The organism is Klebsiella aerogenes KCTC 2190, from assembly GCF_000215745.1.
Classification (GTDB): Bacteria; Pseudomonadota; Gammaproteobacteria; order Enterobacterales; family Enterobacteriaceae; genus Klebsiella; species Klebsiella aerogenes.
This window is the reverse complement of the sequence record NC_015663.1, coordinates 191,860-210,259: the sequence shown is the minus strand read 5'-3', so window position 1 is coordinate 210,259 and position 18,400 is coordinate 191,860. Positions and strand designations below refer to the sequence as shown.

At 55.6% G+C, this 18,400-nt stretch carries 22 protein-coding genes; 16 read left to right on the top strand and 6 right to left on the bottom strand.

What is annotated here, in order from left to right; translation table 11 throughout:
• Positions 1-12: 12 nt before the first annotated feature.
• Together tapT and trxC are read right to left on the bottom strand one after the other, a co-directional pair.
• Entirely contained in the window at positions 13-711 is a 699-nt protein-coding gene (tapT, locus tag EAE_RS01015; protein ID WP_015703189.1) for a tRNA-uridine aminocarboxypropyltransferase, read from the bottom strand.
• Between the two features lie 69 nt (positions 712-780).
• On the bottom strand, positions 781-1,206 hold the full coding sequence (gene trxC / locus EAE_RS01010; protein ID WP_015370277.1) for a thioredoxin TrxC: 426 nt from the start codon (positions 1,204-1,206) through the stop codon (positions 781-783).
• 204 nt (positions 1,207-1,410) lie between these two features.
• On the opposite strand from trxC, the gene EAE_RS01005 reads away from it, so the two are divergent.
• Complete coding sequence (locus EAE_RS01005) at positions 1,411-2,481, top strand: tRNA/rRNA methyltransferase (RefSeq protein WP_015703188.1); 1,071 nt, start codon at positions 1,411-1,413, stop codon at positions 2,479-2,481.
• 55 nt (positions 2,482-2,536) lie between these two features.
• Here EAE_RS01005 and ung read toward each other — a convergent pair whose 3' ends face one another.
• Positions 2,537-3,226, bottom strand: a complete 690-nt coding sequence (ung, locus tag EAE_RS01000; protein ID WP_015703187.1) for a uracil-DNA glycosylase — start codon at positions 3,224-3,226, stop codon at positions 2,537-2,539.
• Between the two features lie 312 nt (positions 3,227-3,538).
• Between ung and grcA the strand changes: the two genes are divergently transcribed.
• The gene (gene grcA / locus EAE_RS00995) at positions 3,539-3,922 is read left to right on the top strand and encodes an autonomous glycyl radical cofactor GrcA (RefSeq protein WP_002914084.1); all 384 of its coding nucleotides are present in this window, start codon (positions 3,539-3,541) and stop codon (positions 3,920-3,922) included.
• Between the two features lie 45 nt (positions 3,923-3,967).
• On the opposite strand, the gene srmB is transcribed toward grcA, so the two are convergent.
• A complete protein-coding gene (gene srmB / locus EAE_RS00990) occupies positions 3,968-5,299 on the bottom strand; it encodes an ATP-dependent RNA helicase SrmB (RefSeq protein WP_015370281.1) in 1,332 nt (443 codons plus the stop codon).
• A gap of 130 nt (positions 5,300-5,429) precedes the next feature.
• Between srmB and trmN the strand changes: the two genes are divergently transcribed.
• Positions 5,430-6,167: a tRNA(1)(Val) (adenine(37)-N(6))-methyltransferase TrmN gene (trmN, locus tag EAE_RS00985; protein ID WP_015703186.1), complete on the top strand. Its 738-nt coding sequence runs from the start codon at positions 5,430-5,432 to the stop codon at positions 6,165-6,167.
• Here the strand turns inward: trmN and nadB are convergent.
• Positions 6,152-7,771, bottom strand: a complete 1,620-nt coding sequence (gene nadB / locus EAE_RS00980; protein WP_015703185.1) for an L-aspartate oxidase — start codon at positions 7,769-7,771, stop codon at positions 6,152-6,154. The two genes, trmN and nadB, sit on opposite strands and share 16 nt — an antisense overlap.
• Before the next feature lie 324 nt (positions 7,772-8,095).
• Here nadB and rseD point away from each other — a divergent pair, with 324 nt between their 5' ends.
• The 12 genes from rseD to acpS all read left to right on the top strand — a co-directional run bounded on the left by rseD (position 8,096) and on the right by acpS (position 17,565).
• Positions 8,096-8,197: a rpoE leader peptide RseD gene (gene rseD / locus EAE_RS25500; protein WP_157195214.1), complete on the top strand. Its 102-nt coding sequence runs from the start codon at positions 8,096-8,098 to the stop codon at positions 8,195-8,197.
• On the top strand, positions 8,194-8,769 hold the full coding sequence (rpoE, locus tag EAE_RS00970; RefSeq protein WP_002914074.1) for an RNA polymerase sigma factor RpoE: 576 nt from the start codon (positions 8,194-8,196) through the stop codon (positions 8,767-8,769). Before rseD ends, rpoE begins: the two co-directional genes overlap by 4 nt.
• Before the next feature lie 32 nt (positions 8,770-8,801).
• On the top strand, positions 8,802-9,452 hold the full coding sequence (rseA, locus tag EAE_RS00965) for an anti-sigma-E factor RseA (protein WP_015370285.1): 651 nt from the start codon (positions 8,802-8,804) through the stop codon (positions 9,450-9,452).
• A complete protein-coding gene (gene rseB / locus EAE_RS00960; protein ID WP_015703184.1) occupies positions 9,452-10,408 on the top strand; it encodes a sigma-E factor regulatory protein RseB in 957 nt (318 codons plus the stop codon). Before rseA ends, rseB begins: the two co-directional genes overlap by 1 nt.
• Positions 10,405-10,884 (top strand): SoxR-reducing system protein RseC, encoded by a 480-nt coding sequence (gene rseC / locus EAE_RS00955; protein ID WP_015703183.1) that lies wholly within the window; start codon positions 10,405-10,407, stop codon positions 10,882-10,884. The genes rseB and rseC overlap by 4 nt, the downstream gene beginning before the upstream one ends.
• A gap of 184 nt (positions 10,885-11,068) precedes the next feature.
• Complete coding sequence (gene lepA / locus EAE_RS00950) at positions 11,069-12,868, top strand: translation elongation factor 4 (RefSeq protein WP_015370288.1); 1,800 nt, start codon at positions 11,069-11,071, stop codon at positions 12,866-12,868.
• A gap of 14 nt (positions 12,869-12,882) precedes the next feature.
• Positions 12,883-13,857 carry a signal peptidase I gene (gene lepB / locus EAE_RS00945; protein ID WP_015703182.1) on the top strand — a complete coding sequence of 325 codons (975 nt, stop codon included), beginning with the start codon at positions 12,883-12,885 and terminating at the stop codon, positions 13,855-13,857.
• A 253-nt stretch (positions 13,858-14,110) separates the two neighbouring features.
• Positions 14,111-14,791, top strand: a complete 681-nt coding sequence (gene rnc, locus EAE_RS00940) for a ribonuclease III (RefSeq protein WP_020078171.1) — start codon at positions 14,111-14,113, stop codon at positions 14,789-14,791.
• Positions 14,788-15,693 (top strand): GTPase Era, encoded by a 906-nt coding sequence (era, locus tag EAE_RS00935; RefSeq protein ID WP_015370290.1) that lies wholly within the window; start codon positions 14,788-14,790, stop codon positions 15,691-15,693. The genes rnc and era overlap by 4 nt, the downstream gene beginning before the upstream one ends.
• 11 nt (positions 15,694-15,704) lie before the next feature.
• Complete coding sequence (gene recO / locus EAE_RS00930) at positions 15,705-16,442, top strand: DNA repair protein RecO (RefSeq protein WP_015370291.1); 738 nt, start codon at positions 15,705-15,707, stop codon at positions 16,440-16,442.
• An 11-nt stretch (positions 16,443-16,453) separates the two neighbouring features.
• The gene (gene pdxJ, locus EAE_RS00925; protein WP_015370292.1) at positions 16,454-17,185 is read left to right on the top strand and encodes a pyridoxine 5'-phosphate synthase; all 732 of its coding nucleotides are present in this window, start codon (positions 16,454-16,456) and stop codon (positions 17,183-17,185) included.
• Positions 17,185-17,565: a holo-ACP synthase gene (gene acpS / locus EAE_RS00920; protein ID WP_015370293.1), complete on the top strand. Its 381-nt coding sequence runs from the start codon at positions 17,185-17,187 to the stop codon at positions 17,563-17,565. Before pdxJ ends, acpS begins: the two co-directional genes overlap by 1 nt.
• 8 nt (positions 17,566-17,573) lie before the next feature.
• On the opposite strand, the gene EAE_RS00915 is transcribed toward acpS, so the two are convergent.
• Positions 17,574-17,834 carry a YfhL family 4Fe-4S dicluster ferredoxin gene (locus EAE_RS00915; RefSeq protein WP_015370294.1) on the bottom strand — a complete coding sequence of 87 codons (261 nt, stop codon included), beginning with the start codon at positions 17,832-17,834 and terminating at the stop codon, positions 17,574-17,576.
• Positions 17,835-18,036: 202 nt separating this feature from the next.
• Here EAE_RS00915 and EAE_RS00910 point away from each other — a divergent pair, with 202 nt between their 5' ends.
• Positions 18,037-18,354 carry a type II toxin-antitoxin system RelE/ParE family toxin gene (locus tag EAE_RS00910; RefSeq protein ID WP_015703181.1) on the top strand — a complete coding sequence of 106 codons (318 nt, stop codon included), beginning with the start codon at positions 18,037-18,039 and terminating at the stop codon, positions 18,352-18,354.
• The last annotated feature ends 46 nt before the right edge of the window (positions 18,355-18,400 follow it).

Below are 18,400 nucleotides of genomic sequence, written 5' to 3'. Positions count from 1 at the left end.
GACCGAATGATTTTAAACGCTTTCAGCCTGTTGTGCTGTGATACTGCCCTTATGCTGCGTTTTTCCCGCCAGATAGCGGCTTCTGAACAGGCTAAAGTGATCGCCAAGCGCGGCCGCCGCCTGCGCGTCGCCGGCTAAGTCCAGCAGGGCGATGGCGACTTCCGCCGTACAGTACTGACCGTCGGCATGGGCTTCGCGCAGGTGATAGGCGGAGATGCGCGACAGGTCGACAGAGATTACCGGCAGCGCATCGAGATACGGGCTTTTGCGAAACATTTTCCGCGCTTCCGTCCAGGTGCCGTCGAGCATAATAAACAGCGGCGGCTTACCCTCCGGCGGGGCGCTCAGTACCTGGCGTTCCGCTCCGGCATAAGAGGCCGGAAAGACGACCATGGGCTGATAATCGGGGTTGGCGACCAGATCGAGCAGCGCCTGCGGCGGCTCGGTACGCGACCACTGAAACGCTTCGGTGTTGGGCAGAATATCGGCGATAAGGCGCCCGGTATTGCTGGGCTTCATCGGCTCGGTGTCGAACATTACCAGGCAAAAGCGGCTGTCGGCCTGCGCCGGCGCCAGCGTTGCGCACAGACACTGTTTTAGGGGGAGCAGGCAGCGCTGGCAGCGGCGGATGCGGTTGCCGCGAGCAAGAAAAGGCCGGGTTGCGCGCGCGAGGCGTTCGGCGCGTAGCCGAAGGACAGCGTTATCAATCATGGGAGTCGCTAATGAAAAACGCTATTGTCGCAGAGGAGAAAACGGGGCACAAGCGGTGCCCCTGTGGGGTTACTGCTGGTTGGCTTCGTTCAGCCAGCTATCGAACGGCGCTTTGGGGACGGCGCCATTCAGCATGTCGACCATTTCACCATTTTTAAACATCATAATGGTTGGAATGCTACGGATGCGGAAGCGAGCGCTCAGTTCGCGTTCGGCTTCAGTGTTCACTTTCACAAAACGCATTTCGCCGCTGCGCTCTTCAGCCACATCTTCAAAGATCGGCGCAAAGCTACGGCATGGGCCGCACCACGGGGCCCAGAAATCAATAACGACTGGCAGATCGTCCTTTAATAGTTTATCCAGCGTTGCCCCGGTCGCGTTGATGACATCGCCGTCAAAGAGATCGTGGCCGCAGCGTCCGCACTTGGCGCCATCGGCGCTACGGTCTTCGGGGATGCGGTTAAGAGCCTGACAACTGGCACAAACGGTATTCATAACTAACCTCTGGTTATGGGGTTGCAGCGCGGCACGTGGCCGATTTGTTTCTGTAATGTTACATATTATCGATGAGGCGCGAATAAAGGACAATGTCTTTTGTTCGATGGTTACAATAGACCAAGGCTTTTAAATGAAATAATGGCTAAGTGAAGATACATCGGGTAATCTTCGCGCTTCGCGCAGCGCAGGTGGAGAAAATAGATGAGCGACGAACTGAAAAATAAAAGCGGCAAGGTCAAAGTGATGTATGTCCGCAGTGATGATGATTCTGACAAACGTACCCATAACCCGCGTACCGGGAAAGGGGGAGGGCGTCCAGGAAAGTCACGTGTTGACGGCCGCAGCCGCCCTGCGCGCGATGAACGTAACAGCCGCGGCGACGATCGCAAACGCGACGATCGCAAGCGCAATGATTTTAACCGTGACGATGCGTCTCCGTGGCGCACCGTTTCCCGCGCTCCGGGTGATGAGACGCCGGTAAAAGAAGATCACGGCGGCATCAGCGGTAAGAGCTTTATCGATCCGGAAGTGCTGCGTCGTCAGCGCGCGGAAGAGACCCGCGTCTACGGCGAGAACGCCTGTCAGGCGCTGTTCCAGAGCCGTCCGGAAGCCATCGTACGCGCCTGGTTTATCCAGAGCGTCACTCCGCGCTTTAAAGAGGCGCTGCGCTGGATGGCGGCCAACCGTAAGGCCTACCACGTAGTGGACGAAGCCGAACTGGCGAAGGCGTCTGGTACCGAACACCACGGCGGCGTCTGCTTCCTGATCAAAAAACGTCATGGTACTTCCGTGGCCCAGTGGGTGGCGAAAGCAGAAGCCGAAGATTGCGTACTGGCGCTGGAAGATGTTGGCAACCCGCACAACCTCGGCGCGATTATGCGTAGCTGCGCGCACTTTGGCGTGAAAGGCGTGGTAGTACAGGATGCCGGCGTGCTGGAGTCTGGCGCGGCGATCCGTACTGCAGAAGGCGGCGCGGAACATGTTGAGCCGATCACCGGCGACAGCTTTATCGATACCCTGACGCAGTTCCGTCAGGCTGGCTACGCCATCGTCTCGACCTCCAGCCATAACGGTACGCCGCTGTTTAAGGCCGAGCTGCCGAAGAAAATGGTGCTGGTATTAGGCCAGGAGCGCGACGGTCTGTCCGATGCGGCGATCTCCAGCTCTGACCTCAACGTCGCCATCGATGGCACCGGCAACGTCGAAAGCCTTAACGTCTCCGTGGCGACCGGCGTGCTGCTGGCGGAATGGTGGCGTCAGAATAAGGCCTGATAACGGTCTCTGAATGCAAAAAGCCAGCTGATGCTGGCTTTTTTATTATCGTCGCTCACTCGCTTTCAGCGGGCAGCACCGGCATCCAGTCAATGGGCGCCTCGCCGCGTTCGGCCAGCCACTGGTTGGTTTGCACAAAGTGGTTGCAGCCGAAGAAACCGCGGTGCGCCGACAGCGGCGACGGGTGCGGCGCTTTCAGGACGCAATGGCGCTGGCGATCGATAATGGCGCCTTTTTTCTGCGCGTGCGCCCCCCACAGCAGAAATACCACTCCTTCACAATGCTGGTTAATCAGCGCTATCACTTTATCGGTAAAGGTTTCCCAGCCGAGACTGGCGTGTGAATGCGCCTGACCGGCGCGCACCGTTAACACGGTATTAAGCAGGAGCACGCCCTGGCGCGCCCAGCTTTCCAGATAACCATGCGCCGGGCGCTGAAAGCCGGGGATGGTGCCTTCCAGCTCTTTATACATGTTCAGCAGCGACGGCGGTATCTGCACTCCCGGTAAAACAGAAAAGGCCATACCGTGCGCCTGTCCCGGGCCGTGATAGGGATCCTGACCTAAGATGACCACTTTGACCTCGCCCAGTTCGGTATAGCGAAAGGCGTTAAAGACGTCTTTCTGCGGCGGATAGATAGTCATGCCGGACTGGCGCTCTTCGGCGACGGTCTTGAGGGTGTTGAGAAAATAGGGCTGCTGCTTCTCTTCCGCCAGCACGTCGTGCCAGGTTAATGGGGTGGTCATCTCGCTCTCCTGCAAAGTGTCATGCCCATAGCTTAACTGCTTCTTTCTGCATAACAAAATCGCGACGTCATTCCTGACTGGTTGTGCATAAAAAAAATTGAAAATTTACAAATTTTTTTATGGCACCTACTGGCGTAACTTGATGTAAAACAATACTATCCTCATATACCCACTTTGAGTGAGTGGTTTTTGTTGATTTAAGTCAATGAATGCCGGGTGTGTGGCTGATATATATACACTCATACAACAATGGTTTTACCAATTGGCCGCAAAGAGGCCAAAATCGAATAAACACTGCCTGGGAGGCATCAAATGATTACTGGTATCCAAATTACTAAAGCGGCAAACGACGACCTGCTGAACTCTTTCTGGCTGCTGGATAGCGAAAAAGGCGAAGCGCGCTGCCTGTGTGCCAAAGGTGGTTTTGCGGAAGATGACGTAGTTGCGGTGAGCAAACTGGGTGAAATCGAATACCGTGAAATCCCGGTAGACGTGAAACCGGAAGTCCGCGTGGAAGGCGGTCAGCACCTGAACGTGAACGTGCTGCGTCGCGAAACTCTGCTGGATGCCGTTGAGCACCCGGAAAAATACCCGCAGCTGACCATTCGTGTTTCCGGCTACGCGGTACGTTTTAACTCTCTGACTCCGGAACAGCAGCGCGACGTTATCGCTCGTACCTTTACCGAAAGCCTGTAAGGCTGAAGCCAGATGTGAAAACGCCGGGATATCCCGGCGTTTTTTTTACTCTTCGTTGGACGTTGACGGCGTCACGGCAGAGCTTGGCTTACGGCGCTTACCGATGTTTTTGGTATCGCGGTGGCGTTTCTTCACCCGCGGCTTCTCTTTTTCTTTCTCTTTTTTCTCGGCGCGTTTCGCCAGCACTTTCTTCGATGGTTTACCGGTTAACTTCTCGCTCGGCGCGCGGGTTTTCGGGCGCAATTCATCAATCACGCGAGCTTTCAGCGGTTCTTCAACGTAGCGGCCGATTTTACCCAGCAGCAGGTGATCGTGCGCTTCAACCAGCGAAATAGCGGTGCCTTTCTTACCTGCACGGCCGGTACGGCCAATACGGTGCAGATAGATATCGGCTGTGCGCGGCATATCGAAGTTAAACACGTGGCTGACATCCGGAATATCAATACCGCGCGCGGCGACGTCGGTGGCAATCAGCACGTTCACGCGACCATCGGTCAGGCGTTTAATCGCTTCGTTACGTTTGATCTGCACCATTTCGCCTTCCAGCCAGCAGGTGGTGATGCCTGCTTCGTGCAGCTTAGCGGCCAGTTCGTGAACGCGCTCGCGTTTACGCACGAAGACGATAGAGCGGGTTGCTTCCGGCTGCTTCAGCAGATTAACCAGCAGCGCGGTTTTATGATCGATATCATCGGCGCGATAGTACCACTGGTGAATTTTTTTACGTTCGCGGGTCGACGGATTTGCAGAAACTTCAACCGGCTCTTCCAGCAGGCGTTCGGCAAAGTCTTTAATCGCATCGCCTTCCAGCGTGGCGGAAAACAGCATGGTCTGCTTGCGCCAGCGGGTTTCACCGGCGATGGTTTCGATATCCTGGGCAAAGCCCATGTCCAGCATGCGGTCCGCTTCATCAAGGATCAGCGTTTCTACCGCGCGGCAGTCGAAGTTCTCTTCTTTAATATACTGCAGCAGGCGACCGGTGGTGGCGACCACGATATCCTGGTTTTCGCTGAACACTTCCGCGTGGTTCATGTACGCAACGCCGCCGGTAATGGTGGCAATATCCAGATGGGTATGCTTCGCCAGTTCGCGGGCGTGATCGGCAACCTGCATCGCCAGCTCGCGGGTCGGCGTCAGGATAAGGATCCGCGGCGGCCCCGATTTCTTGCGCGGAAAATCAAGCAGATGCTGCAACGCTGGCAGCAAATATGCCGCAGTTTTACCGGTGCCTGTCGGCGCAGAACCGAGAATATCACGGCCATCAAGCGCAGGCGGAATAGCGGCGGCCTGAATGGCTGTCGGGCGTGTGAAACCTTTATCCTGGAGCGCTTCCAGCAGGTTTTCGTCGAGTTCAAGTTCGGAAAAAGTCGTTACAGTCATGTTCTACCTCTGAGTGGGCCGCCGATTATAGACGTTACTGACGTAATGTTCATCTGTTTGTAAGGCTATCTGTTCTCCGGTATTGTGCATAGCCTTAAGCACAGGAGTTTTCGTCAGCAAGGTTTTGAGGATGTCTCAGTCGAAGTTTGCGCTGCCGCGCAATGGTTTTACCTTTAAACAATTTTTCGTCGCCCACGATCGCTGCGCCATGAAAGTCGGTACCGACGGTATTCTGCTGGGCGCCTGGGCGCCGATTGCTCAGGTGAAGCACGTGCTGGATATCGGAACCGGCAGCGGTTTGTTGGCATTAATGTTAGCCCAGCGTACCGCGAATTCGGTCCAACTGGATGCGGTGGAGTTGGATGAAGAGGCCGCGACGCAGGCGCGGGATAACGTGGCGGCCAGCAACTGGCCTGGACGCATCACCGTATACCAGGCGCCGATTCAGCAGTGGCAGCCGCAGCCGCCGCGGCGCTATGAGCTCATCGTCAGCAATCCGCCGTTTTTTGCCGAAGGCGTACCTTGCGCGACGTCGCAGCGCGAACAAGCGCGTTATACCACCTCGCTCGATCATACGACGCTGCTCACCTGCGCCACAGATCTGATTACCGAGGAGGGCTTTTTCTGCGTGGTGCTGCCGGTGGATATTGGTAATGCGTTTGTCGAACGGGCGAAAGCGATGGGGTGGCATTTGCGCTTACGCACCGACGTGGCGGAAACAGAAATGCGCCCGCCGCATCGGGTCCTGCTGGCATTCTCTCCCAGCGCCGGCGAGTGTTTCAGCGATCGGCTGGTGGTTCGTGGGCCAGAGCAGCAGTACTCTGAAGGCTTTACCGCGCTGACCCGCGACTTCTATCTCTTTATGTGAGCAAGCGGCGAGAGCACCGACGGGCCGCTGTTTTCCAGCGTGTCCGGGTAGTCGAGCGTATAGTGCAGGCCGCGGCTCTCCTTACGCTGCATGGCGCAACGCACGATAAGCTCGGCCACCTGCACCAGATTGCGCAACTCCAGTAAGTTATTGGAGACGCGAAAACGCGCGTAATACTCATCCAGCTCCTGCTGCAGCATAGTAATGCGCCGCAGCGCTCGTTCCAGCCGGCGGGTGGTACGCACAATTCCGACATAGTCCCACATTAGCAGGCGCAGTTCGTGCCAGTTATGTTGAATCACCACCAGTTCATCCGGGATCTCAACCTGGCTTTCATCCCATGGCGGCAGCTGTTCCGCCGCTTGCGCCAGCGGCAGGCGTTTCGCTATGTCCTCGGCTGCCGACCAGCCGTACACCAGACACTCCAACAATGAGTTCGAGGCCATGCGGTTGGCGCCGTGCAGCCCGGTGTAGCTTACCTCGCCGATGGCGTACAGACCGTCGACGTCGGTACGTCCGTTATCATCCACCATCACGCCGCCGCAGGTGTAGTGGGCGGCGGGTACGATAGGCACCGGCTCTTTGGTCAAATCAATACCAAGGCCGAGTAGCTTTTCATAAATCATCGGAAAATGCTGGCGAATAAACGCTTCGGGCTTATGGCTAATATCCAGATACATGCAGTCGACGCCGAGGCGCTTCATCTCATGGTCGATGGCGCGGGCGACTATATCGCGCGGGGCCAGTTCGCCGCGTTCGTCGAAGTCCGGCATAAAGCGGCTACCGTCAGGCCGTTTCAACAGCGCGCCTTCGCCGCGCAGAGCTTCCGTTAAGAGGAAGTTTCTCGCCTGTGGATGAAACAGCGCGGTAGGGTGGAACTGGTTAAATTCGAGATTGGCCACACGGCATCCCGCGCGCCAGGCCATGGCGATGCCGTCGCCGGAGGAGACATCAGGGTTCGTTGTATATTGGTAGACTTTCGCGGCGCCGCCGGTCGCCAGCACCACGGCTCTTGCGCTGCAGGTTTCTACCTTTTCCTTATTACGGTTCCAGATCCACGCGCCGACTACCCGCCGGGTACCCGGCAGGCCAATCTTATCGGAGATAATCAGGTCAACCGCGTTGCTACGTTCCAGAATGGTGATATTCGGATGCGCCAGCGCTTTGCCAACCAGCGTCGTCTCAACCTCTTTGCCGGTGGCATCGGCGGCATGCAGGATCCGCCGATGACTATGGCCGCCTTCGCGGGTCAGGTGATAGCTCTCTTCACCGTTGGCCTGCACCTGGGTATCAAACAGTACCCCCTGATCGATAAGCCACTGCACGCAGGGTTTGGCGTTGCTGGCGACGAAGGAGACGGCATGACGGTCACAAAGTCCGGCCCCGGCGATGAGCGTATCTTCGACGTGGGATTCGATGCTGTCGGTTTCATCGAAAACGGCGGCAATTCCACCCTGGGCGTAGAAAGTCGAGCCTTCGCTAACCGGCCCTTTGCTCAGGACGGTAACCGAGTGGCGTTCCGCCAGGCGCAGCGCCAGAGACAATCCGGCAGCGCCGCTGCCGATAATCAACACATCACAGGAAAAGTCAGGAGTCGTCTTCATAGCTTCTGTTTAATTTACTAAACACAATAGCCTCACCATAGCACCTGGTGGGGCTAAATCGTACAATTATTTTCGTGAATAGTTGTGCGGGCTAAACAAGGGTGGCAGAAAAGCAAATATGTAAACGAAAGAAAATATTTGCGAAGCAAGCCGTTACCTTCAGATTTTATAGTGAAAAATAAGTTGGGTTACGTTACCCTTCAGGCGGGCCTTGCGCTTTTTCTTCATTAGCTTACCTGGCGTTGAACAACGGGACTTATAATGAGAGATAACAATCAGTCCACCGTTGTCAGACAAAAATCAAAAGCGTAACGGAACTTTATTGTGTTCAGACACTCCAAACGTCTGCTTGCTCATAATGCAGTGCTTGGGTGGTGTTCTGAATACGCATGGGAATTGGGTTTGGGGAGACATTACCTCGGATGAGCGAGCAGTTAACGGATCAGGTCCTCGTTGAACGGGTCCAGAAAGGAGATCAGAAAGCCTTTAACCTACTGGTAGTGCGCTATCAGCACAAGGTTGCAAGCCTGGTCTCCCGCTATGTACCGCCGGGCGATATTGCTGACGTTGTTCAGGAGTCGTTCGTGAAGGCGTGGCGTGCGCTGGATTCTTTCCGGGGGGATAGCGCTTTTTATACCTGGTTGTATCGTATCGCCGTAAACACGGCAAAGAATTATCTGGTTGCTCAGGGACGCCGTCCGCCATCAAGCGATGTTGACGCCAACGAGGCGGAAAACTTCGAAAGCGGCGGGGCATTGAAAGAAATTTCGAACCCTGAGAACTTAATGTTGTCAGAAGAGCTGAGACAAATAGTTTTTCGTACCATTGAATCGCTTCCCGAAGATTTACGCATGGCAATTACGTTGCGGGAGCTGGATGGCCTGAGCTATGAAGAAATAGCCGCCATCATGGATTGTCCGGTTGGCACGGTACGTTCGCGTATCTTCCGGGCACGTGAAGCTATTGATAATAAAGTTCAACCGCTAATCAGGCGTTGACGATAGCGGAATACTGGAAAAGGGTATCAGGCATGCAGAAAGAAAAACTTTCGGCCTTAATGGATGGTGAAACGCTGGATAACGAGCTGCTCAATGAGCTGAGTCGTTCTTCTGAAATGCAAAAAACCTGGGAGAGCTACCATCTCATCCGCGACACGCTGCGAGGCGATACCGCCGAGATGCTCCAATTCGATATCTCAGCTCGCGTGATGGCCGCCATCGAGAACGAACCTGCTCGTCAGGTTGCGCCGCTTATTCCTGAGTCTCAACCTGCTCCACACCAGTGGCGTCAAATGCCTTTCTGGCAGAAAGTACGCCCGTGGGCCAGCTCGCTTACCCAAATGGGTGTGGCAGCGTGCGTTTCTCTGGCTGTGATCGTTGGCGTCCAGCAGTATAACGGACACTCCGATGCCTCCCAGCAGCCGGAAGCGCCAGTCTTCAACACCATGCCGATGATGGGCAAAGCCAGCCCGGTTAGCCTGGGCGTTCCGGCTGATGCCTCCGCCGGCAGCGGTCAGCAGGCGCAGGTTCAGGAGCAACGTCGTCGTATTAATGCTATGCTGCAGGACTATGAATTGCAGCGTCGCCTGCACGCTGAGCAGCTTCAGTTTGGCCAGGCCCAGACTCAGCAAGCCGCTGTTCAGGTGCCAGGTTATCAAACTTTAGGAACGCAATCGCAGTAATGAAGCAACTTTGGTGTGCCATGTCGCTCATGGCGGGCAGCCTGTTCTTCTCCACCAACGCCTCGGCTGATACATCGTCCGGGGCGTTGTTGCAGCAGATGAACCTGGCTAGCCAGTCCCTCAATTACGAGCTGTCTTTTGTCAGTATCAACAAACAGGGCGTTGAGTCGCTGCGCTATCGTCACGTGCGGTTGAACAACCAGCCCCTTGCTCAGTTGCTGCAGCTCGACGGTCCGCGTCGGGAAGTGGTGCTGCGCGGTACTGAAATCAGCTATTTTGAACCCGGTCTCGATCCCTTCACTCTGAATGGCGACTATATCGTCGATTCCTTGCCGTCTCTGGTGTATACCGATTTCAAAAAGCTGGCCTCGTATTATGATTTCATCTCCGTTGGCCGTACGCGTATCGCCGATCGCCTGTGCGATGTGGTGCGCGTAGTAGCCCGCGACGGTACGCGCTACAGCTACATTGCGTGGCTGGATGCCGAGACCAAGCTGCCGCTGCGCGTCGACCTGCTCGACCGCGACGGTGAAACCCTGGAGCAGTTCCGGGTGGTCTCATTCAATATCGGTGATAACGTAAGCTCGAGTATGGAAGCGCTGTCGAAAGCCAGCCTGCCGCCGCAGCTGTCGGTCCCGGAAAGCGGCAATAAAGCCAACTTTAACTGGGCGCCGACCTGGCTGCCGCAGGGCGTGACGGAAGTTTCCAGCAGTCAGCGTCGTTTACCGACCTTCGATGCTCCTGTCGAGTCGCGTCTCTATTCCGATGGTCTGTTCAGCTTCTCCGTCAACGTTAACCGCGCGACCGTAAACAGTAGCGATCAGCTGCTGCGCACCGGCCGCCGTACCGTCAGTACCTCGGTGCGCGATAACGCCGAAATCTCAGTGGTGGGCGAATTACCGCCGCAGACGGCAAAACGTATCTCCGACAGTATTAAGTTCAGGGCCGCGCAATGATCAAAGAGTGGGCGACTGTTGTCTCCTGGCACAACGGCGTGGCGCAGGTTCACTGCGATGTTAAAGCCTCTTGCAGCAGCTGCGCCTCGCGCGCCGGGTGCGGTAGCCGGGTGCTCAATAAACTGGGGCCGCAAACCAGCCATACCATTAGCGTCCCCTGTGAGCAGCCGCTGACGGCCGGGCAAAAAGTGGAGCTGGGCATTGCTGAAAGCAGCCTGCTGGGTTCGGCGCTGCTGGTCTACATGGCGCCGCTGTTCGGGCTGTTTGTGATGGCATCTATTTTTCAGGTGTTGTTTGCCAGCGATATCGCTTCGTTGTGCGGCGCGCTGTTGGGCGGCGTCGGCGGGTTCCTGGTGGCGCGTGGGCTGTCGCCGCAGCTGGCTGCTCGCCAGTCGTGGCAGCCGGTGATTTTAAGCGTTGGTTTACCGCCGGATCTGCTGCGCGTCGATACGCCTTCCTCTGAAATGGGGCAGTGATTTCACTGTCCCTCATCTTTATTTACGCTTCCTGATACAACGCCACAATTCTGCCGTTATGCTGGATCTAACAGCATTTCCTGGTTTCGCGGATGTAGTGTAGAATGCGGCGTTTTCGGATTAAAAAACGTCAGGCACAGAACAGCGGCCTCATGAGACTCGTAAGGCATAATTAACTCTAAATATGAAGAATATACGTAACTTTTCGATCATCGCTCACATCGACCACGGTAAGTCGACGCTGTCTGACCGTATCATCCAGATTTGCGGTGGCCTTTCTGATCGCGAAATGGCGGCCCAGGTTCTGGACTCCATGGACCTTGAACGTGAGCGCGGCATTACCATCAAGGCGCAGAGCGTCACCCTGGACTATAAAGCCAGCGATGGTGAAACTTATCAGCTCAACTTTATCGACACCCCGGGCCACGTTGACTTCTCCTATGAAGTATCGCGCTCCCTGGCGGCGTGCGAAGGCGCGCTGCTGGTGGTTGACGCCGGGCAGGGTGTAGAAGCCCAGACCCTGGCGAACTGCTATACCGCGATGGAAATGGACCTCGAAGTCGTCCCGGTTCTTAACAAGATCGACCTGCCTGCGGCCGACCCTGAGCGCGTAGCGGACGAGATTGAAGATATCGTTGGTATCGACGCTCACGACGCGGTTCGCTGCTCGGCGAAAACCGGTGTCGGCGTGCCGGATGTGCTGGAACGTCTGGTTCGTGATATTCCGCCGCCGGAAGGCGATCCGGACGCGCCGCTGCAGGCGCTGATTATCGACTCCTGGTTCGATAACTATTTAGGCGTCGTGTCGCTGGTGCGTATTAAAAACGGCACCATGCGCAAAGGCGACAAAATTAAGGTGATGAGCACCGGTCAGGTCTATAACGCCGACCGTCTGGGCATCTTCACCCCGAAACAGGTTGACCGTACCGAACTGAAATGCGGCGAGGTGGGTTGGCTGGTTTGCGCTATTAAAGACATCCTCGGCGCGCCGGTGGGCGATACCCTGACCGCGGCGCGTAATCCAGCGGATAAGGCGCTGCCGGGCTTCAAAAAAGTGAAGCCGCAGGTCTACGCCGGTCTGTTCCCGGTGAGCTCTGATGACTATGAGAACTTCCGCGATGCGCTGGGTAAACTGAGTCTGAACGATGCATCCTTGTTCTATGAGCCGGAAAGCTCTACGGCGCTGGGCTTCGGCTTCCGCTGCGGCTTCCTCGGCCTGCTGCACATGGAAATCATTCAGGAGCGTCTGGAGCGTGAATACGATCTTGACCTGATTACCACCGCGCCGACGGTAGTCTATGAAGTAGAAACTACCTCTAAAGAGGTTATCTACGTCGATAGTCCGTCGAAGCTGCCGCCGCTGAATAATATTCAGGAACTGCGTGAGCCGATCGCCGAATGTCACATGCTGCTGCCGCAGGAGTTCCTCGGCAACGTGATCACCTTGTGTATCGAGAAACGCGGTGTGCAAACCAACATGGTTTACCATGGCAAACAGGTTGCGCTGACCTATGAAATCCCGATGGCGGAAGTGGTCCTCGACTTCTTCGACCGTCTGAAGTCCACCTCTCGCGGCTATGCGTCGCTGGATTATAACTTCAAGCGTTTCCAGGCCTCTAACATGGTGCGCGTTGACGTGCTGATCAACGGCGAGCGCGTCGATGCGCTGGCGCTCATCACGCACAACGACAATGCGCCGTATCGTGGCCGCGAGCTGGTCGAGAAGATGAAAGATCTGATCCCGCGTCAGCAGTTCGATATTGCGATTCAGGCGGCTATTGGTAACCACATTATCGCGCGCTCTACCGTGAAACAGCTGCGTAAAAACGTCCTGGCGAAATGCTACGGCGGCGACGTCAGCCGTAAGAAAAAGCTGCTGCAGAAGCAGAAAGAAGGTAAAAAGCGTATGAAACAGGTCGGTAACGTTGAACTGCCGCAGGAAGCGTTCCTCGCCATTCTGCACGTTGGTAAAGACGGCAAATAATCTAAGGAGTTGGCATGGCGAACATGTTTGCCCTGATTCTGGTCATTGCGACCCTTGTGACAGGGCTGTTGTGGTGTCTGGATAAGTTCATATTCGCACCAAAACGTCGTGAACGTCAGGCCGCTGCTCAGGCAGCGACCGGCGAGCAACTGGACAAGAAGACGCTGAAGAAAGTCGGCCCGAAACCGGGCTGGCTGGAAACCGGCGCCTCGGTCTTCCCGGTACTGGCGATTGTGCTGGTTGTGCGTTCGTTTATCTATGAACCTTTCCAGATCCCGTCAGGTTCGATGATGCCGACTCTGCTGATTGGCGATTTTATCCTGGTGGAGAAATTCGCCTACGGCATTAAAGATCCGATCTACCAGAAAACGCTGATCGAAACCGGTCATCCGAAACGTGGCGATATCGTGGTGTTTAAATATCCGGAAGATCCGCGTCTGGACTACATCAAACGCGCGGTCGGTTTACCGGGCGATAAAGTCACTTACGATCCGGTGGCTAAACAGGTGACGATTGAGCCTGGCTGCGCGTCGGGTCAGTCATGCGGTAGCGCCTTGCCGATCACCTACTCCAACGTCGAACCAAGCGATTTCGTTCAGACCTTCTCCCGCCGCAACGGCGGCGAAGCCACCAGCGGTTTCTGGCAACTGCCGAAAGGCGAAACCAAAGCCGATGGTATTCGTCTGACCGAGCGTAAAGAGACGCTGGGTGAAGTGACCCACCGTATTCTGACGGTACCCATCGCTCAGGATCAGGTGGGGATGTACTATCGTCAGTCCGGCCAGCCGCTGGCAACGTGGGTCGTTCCGCCGGGTGAATACTTCATGATGGGCGACAACCGCGACAATAGCGCCGACAGCCGTTACTGGGGCTTCGTGCCGGAAGCGAACCTGGTGGGTAAAGCCACCGCCATCTGGATGAGCTTCGAAAAACAGGAAGGCGAGTGGCCAACCGGCGTACGTTTATCGCGCATTGGCGGCATCCACTAATTCCCCGTCTTAATTCACGCTGCCAACGCAATAACGGCAGCGTGAATTATTTAGTATTTAAATCCATCCAAACTAACGACATCCCTTGTCGTTGCGTATAGAATATCCCCCCGAAGTTTTTGGTTGTCTCTCGAAAGAGTGACACTGCACACGAAACCGCGTTGGTTAGTTTCTACCCTTATATATCAAGGGTATGTATGCTCAGGTCGGTTTCGTGTGCTGCATCTTTGACGCATTCATTTATTGGTAACGCATGAACCCCATCGTAATTAATCGGCTTCAACGAAAGCTGGGCTACACTTTTGTTCATCAGGAGCTGTTGCAACAGGCATTAACTCACCGCAGTGCCAGCAGCAAACACAACGAGCGTCTCGAGTTTTTAGGCGACTCTATTTTAAGTTTTGTGATCGCCAATGCGCTCTATCATCGTTTCCCTCGGGTAGACGAAGGGGATATGAGCCGTATGCGCGCGACGCTGGTGCGAGGCAATACGCTGGCGGAAATCGCCCGCGAATTTGAACTGGGCGAGTGCCTGCGCCTTGGGCCTGGCGAGCTGAAGAGCGGCGGTTTTCGTCGCGAATCGATTCTGGCTGATACCGTAGAAGCCTTAATCGGCGGGGTTTTCCTCGACAGCGATATTCAGAATGTTGAACGCTTAATCCTCTCCTGGTACCAGACTCGTCTGGACGAAATCAGCCCGGGCGATAAGCAAAAGGATCCGAAGACGCGTCTGCAGGAGTATCTGCAGGGTCGTCATCTGCCGCTGCCGTCTTACCTGGTCGTCCAGGTACGCGGCGAAGCGCACGATCAGGAATTTACTATCCACTGCCAGGTCAGTGGCCTGAGTGAACCGGTGGTTGGCACAGGTTCCAGCCGTCGCAAGGCGGAGCAGGCTGCCGCCGAACAGGCGCTGAAAAAACTGGAGCTGGAATGAGCGAAGAAAAAAGTTATTGCGGATTTGTCGCCATCGTTGGTCGTCCAAACGTTGGCAAATCCACGCTGTTGAACAAGCTGCTTGGGCAGAAGATCTCGATCACTTCCCGTAAAGCGCAGACTACCCGTCACCGCATCGTCGGTATCCATACCGAAGGGCCGTATCAGGCGATTTATGTTGATACCCCGGGCCTGCATATGGAAGAGAAGCGCGCGATTAACCGCTTAATGAACAAAGCGGCCAGCAGCTCGATTGGCGATGTGGAACTGGTTATCTTCGTTGTTGAAGGCACTCGCTGGACGCAAGATGACGAGATGGTGCTAAACAAGCTGCGTGATGCGCGCGCGCCGGTGATTCTGGCCGTCAACAAAGTTGATAACGTGCAGGAGAAAGCGGATCTGCTACCGCACCTGCAGTTCCTTGCCAGCCAGATGAACTTCCTCGACATTGTGCCGATCTCTGCGGAAACCGGCACCAACGTTGATACTATCGCGTCAATCGTACGTAAACATCTGCCGGAAGCGATTCATCACTTCCCGGAAGATTATATTACCGACCGTTCCCAGCGCTTTATGGCCTCCGAGATCATCCGCGAAAAGCTGATGCGTTTCCTGGGCGCTGAACTGCCGTACTCCGTGACCGTCGAAATTGAACGTTTCGTGAGTAACGAACGCGGCGGTTACGACATCAACGGCCTGATCCTCGTCGAGCGTGAAGGGCAGAAGAAGATGGTAATTGGCAACAAAGGCGCCAAAATCAAAACCATCGGCATCGAAGCGCGCAAAGACATGCAAGAGATGTTTGAAGCGCCGGTGCACCTCGAACTGTGGGTCAAAGTGAAATCCGGCTGGGCCGATGACGAGCGCGCGCTGCGCAGTCTCGGTTACGTTGACGACCTCTGAGTTAACGCAACGTGGATGGATGGCAGCGCGCCTTTGTCCTGCATAGCCGACCGTGGAGCGAAACCAGTCTGATGCTGGACGTCTTTACGGAAGAGTCCGGTCGCGTGCGCCTGGTTGCCAAAGGCGCACGCTCCAAACGCTCTAATCTCAAGGGCGCCTTACAGCCCTTTACCCCCTTACTGGTTCGCTTCGGCGGCCGCGGCGAAGTCAAAACGCTTCGCAGCGCGGAAGCCGTCTCGCTGGCGCTGCCGCTCAGCGGTATCACGCTCTACAGCGGTCTTTACGTTAACGAACTCATCTCCCGCGTGCTCGAGCACGAAACGCGCTTCTCTGAACTCTTTTTCGACTACCTGCATTGCATCCAGGCGCTTGCCGGGGCCAGCGGTTCGCCGGAGCCCGCGCTGCGGCGCTTTGAGCTGGCGCTACTCGGGCACCTGGGCTATGGCGTTGATTTCCTTCACTGCGCCGGCAGCGGCGACCCGGTGGATGACACCATGACCTACCGCTATCGCGAAGAAAAAGGCTTTATCGCCAGCTTGGTGATTGATAACAGCACGTTTACCGGGCACCATTTGAAAGCGTTGGCTAGCCGCGAGTTTCCGGATGTAGATACGCTGCGCGCCGCGAAGCGCTTTACCCGCATCGCCCTGAAGCCGTATCTTGGAGGGAAACCGCTCAAGAGCCGGGAATTGTTTCGCCAGTTTATGCCCGCGCGAAAGGCGCGAGCCGATAATACGAATAATGATTAACGAGGATTGTCATGGCTGAATTACTGTTAGGGGTCAATATTGACCACATTGCGACATTGCGTAACGCGCGCGGTACCGCTTATCCGGATCCGGTGCAGGCGGCTTTTATTGCTGAACAGGCCGGCGCCGATGGTATCACCGTGCACCTGCGCGAAGACCGCCGCCATATCACCGATCGTGACGTGCGCATCCTGCGCCAGACGTTGCATACCCGAATGAATCTTGAAATGGCGGTTACCGAAGAGATGCTGGCGATCGCCTGCGAAACTAAACCGCACTTTTGCTGCCTGGTGCCGGAGAAGCGTCAGGAAGTGACCACCGAGGGTGGGCTGGACGTGGCCGGGCAGCGCGATAAGATGCGCGATGCCTGTCAGCGCCTGGCGGATGCCGGTATTCTGGTCTCCCTGTTTATCGACGCGGATGATGAGCAGATCAAAGCGGCTGCCGAAGTGGGCGCGCCGTATATTGAAATCCATACCGGCTGCTATGCCGATGCCAAAACCGATGCCGAACAGGCTAAAGAGCTTGAGCGTATCGCCAAAGCGGCGACCTATGCTGCCAGCCTTGGCCTGAAGGTGAACGCCGGTCACGGTCTGACCTATCACAACGTGAAAGCCATTGCCGCCTTGCCGGAAATGCACGAACTGAATATCGGCCATGCCATTATTGGTCGCGCAGTGATGAGCGGCCTGAAAGAGGCTGTCGCGGAAATGAAACGCCTGATGCTGGAAGCGCGCGGCTAATGGCGATTCTTGGGCTGGGTACCGACATCGTCGAAATCGCCCGCATCGAAGCGGTGATCGCCCGTAGCGGCGATCGCCTGGCGCGCCGGGTGCTGAGCGATCACGAATGGAGCATTTGGGAGCAACATCAGCAGCCGGTGCGTTTTCTGGCAAAACGCTTTGCGGTCAAAGAAGCGGCGGCGAAAGCGCTCGGAACCGGTATTCGCAACGGCCTGGCGTTTAATCAGTTCGAAGTTTACAACGATGAATTGGGCAAGCCGAAACTGCGGTTATGGGGCGAAGCAAAGCTTTTAGCCGAACGGATGGGGGTAAGCGCTATTCACGTCACTCTCGCCGATGAACGCCACTACGCCTGCGCCACGGTGATCGTCGAAAGCTAAACCCGCGGTTAAAGCTTATCCGCGTGGTGCATGAGCACGAATTTATCCCACAACTGTTCTTCATTCTCGACGTGCGCCGGATCTTTGAGAATAGTATTCGGGATCGGGCACACTTTCTGGCAGGTTGGCGTGTCGTAGTGGCCCACGCACTCGGTGCAGCGGTCGCTGTTAATCTCATAAATGCTCTCGCCCATCGAAATGGCCTCATTCGGGCACTCCGGTTCGCACATATCGCAATTGATGCATTTTTTGGTGATTAACAGCGCCATCAGGAAAATCTCAGAAACAACACAAACAGGGCGGGCATTATACGCCCATTTTCTACTCAGACCAGCTTTTTCACCAGCGCTTCGCTAGCGTGTTTATTTATAATCCCGTGAGCCTGAATGTGTACCTGGTACATTTATTAACTTGCTTGTTGTACCCCGTACACTTATGATGATTTTATAATCATGGTACGCAGGATGCGGTATGTACACTTTTATTGAGCTGCAGGGTTTCAGTAAACGGCGTCAGGCGCTTCTACCGGATGACGAGTTTCGCTTTTTTCAGGAGATGTTGATTGAGGATCCTGAGGCTGGCGATACCATCGCAGGGACAGGGGGATTTCGAAAAATTCGCTGGAGCCGACCGGGGATGGGCAAGCGTGGCGGGGTGAGAATTATTTATTACAATGTGACGCGTAAAGGGCGGATTTATCTGGCATTGGTTTATCCCAAAAATGAGCTGGATGATTTAACGGAAGAACAAAAGAAGATGCTGAAACAGTTATCCGATATGCTGGAATAACGCTGAGTTTCTATCACTCCACGGGACCACGGTGTCAGTGGTGTCC

Excerpts from the sequence above, each read along its gene's own strand:
- era (WP_015370290.1), top strand. The coding sequence starts at position 14,788 with ATGAGCGAAGAAAAAAGTTATTGCGGATTTGTCGCCATCGTTGGTCGT.
- rnc (WP_020078171.1), top strand. The coding sequence starts at position 14,111 with ATGAACCCCATCGTAATTAATCGGCTTCAACGAAAGCTGGGCTACACT.
- trxC (WP_015370277.1), bottom strand. The coding sequence starts at position 1,206 with ATGAATACCGTTTGTGCCAGTTGTCAGGCTCTTAACCGCATCCCCGAA.
- acpS (WP_015370293.1), top strand. The coding sequence starts at position 17,185 with ATGGCGATTCTTGGGCTGGGTACCGACATCGTCGAAATCGCCCGCATC.
- EAE_RS01005 (WP_015703188.1), top strand. The coding sequence starts at position 1,411 with ATGAGCGACGAACTGAAAAATAAAAGCGGCAAGGTCAAAGTGATGTAT.
- rseB (WP_015703184.1), top strand. The coding sequence starts at position 9,452 with ATGAAGCAACTTTGGTGTGCCATGTCGCTCATGGCGGGCAGCCTGTTC.
- grcA (WP_002914084.1), top strand. The coding sequence starts at position 3,539 with ATGATTACTGGTATCCAAATTACTAAAGCGGCAAACGACGACCTGCTG.
- lepB (WP_015703182.1), top strand. The coding sequence starts at position 12,883 with ATGGCGAACATGTTTGCCCTGATTCTGGTCATTGCGACCCTTGTGACA.
- EAE_RS00915 (WP_015370294.1), bottom strand. The coding sequence starts at position 17,834 with ATGGCGCTGTTAATCACCAAAAAATGCATCAATTGCGATATGTGCGAA.
- srmB (WP_015370281.1), bottom strand. The coding sequence starts at position 5,299 with ATGACTGTAACGACTTTTTCCGAACTTGAACTCGACGAAAACCTGCTG.
- rseA (WP_015370285.1), top strand. The coding sequence starts at position 8,802 with ATGCAGAAAGAAAAACTTTCGGCCTTAATGGATGGTGAAACGCTGGAT.
- tapT (WP_015703189.1), bottom strand. The coding sequence starts at position 711 with ATGATTGATAACGCTGTCCTTCGGCTACGCGCCGAACGCCTCGCGCGC.
- trmN (WP_015703186.1), top strand. The coding sequence starts at position 5,430 with ATGTCTCAGTCGAAGTTTGCGCTGCCGCGCAATGGTTTTACCTTTAAA.
- EAE_RS00910 (WP_015703181.1), top strand. The coding sequence starts at position 18,037 with ATGTACACTTTTATTGAGCTGCAGGGTTTCAGTAAACGGCGTCAGGCG.
- rpoE (WP_002914074.1), top strand. The coding sequence starts at position 8,194 with ATGAGCGAGCAGTTAACGGATCAGGTCCTCGTTGAACGGGTCCAGAAA.
- nadB (WP_015703185.1), bottom strand. The coding sequence starts at position 7,771 with ATGAAGACGACTCCTGACTTTTCCTGTGATGTGTTGATTATCGGCAGC.
- ung (WP_015703187.1), bottom strand. The coding sequence starts at position 3,226 with ATGACCACCCCATTAACCTGGCACGACGTGCTGGCGGAAGAGAAGCAG.
- pdxJ (WP_015370292.1), top strand. The coding sequence starts at position 16,454 with ATGGCTGAATTACTGTTAGGGGTCAATATTGACCACATTGCGACATTG.
- lepA (WP_015370288.1), top strand. The coding sequence starts at position 11,069 with ATGAAGAATATACGTAACTTTTCGATCATCGCTCACATCGACCACGGT.
- rseC (WP_015703183.1), top strand. The coding sequence starts at position 10,405 with ATGATCAAAGAGTGGGCGACTGTTGTCTCCTGGCACAACGGCGTGGCG.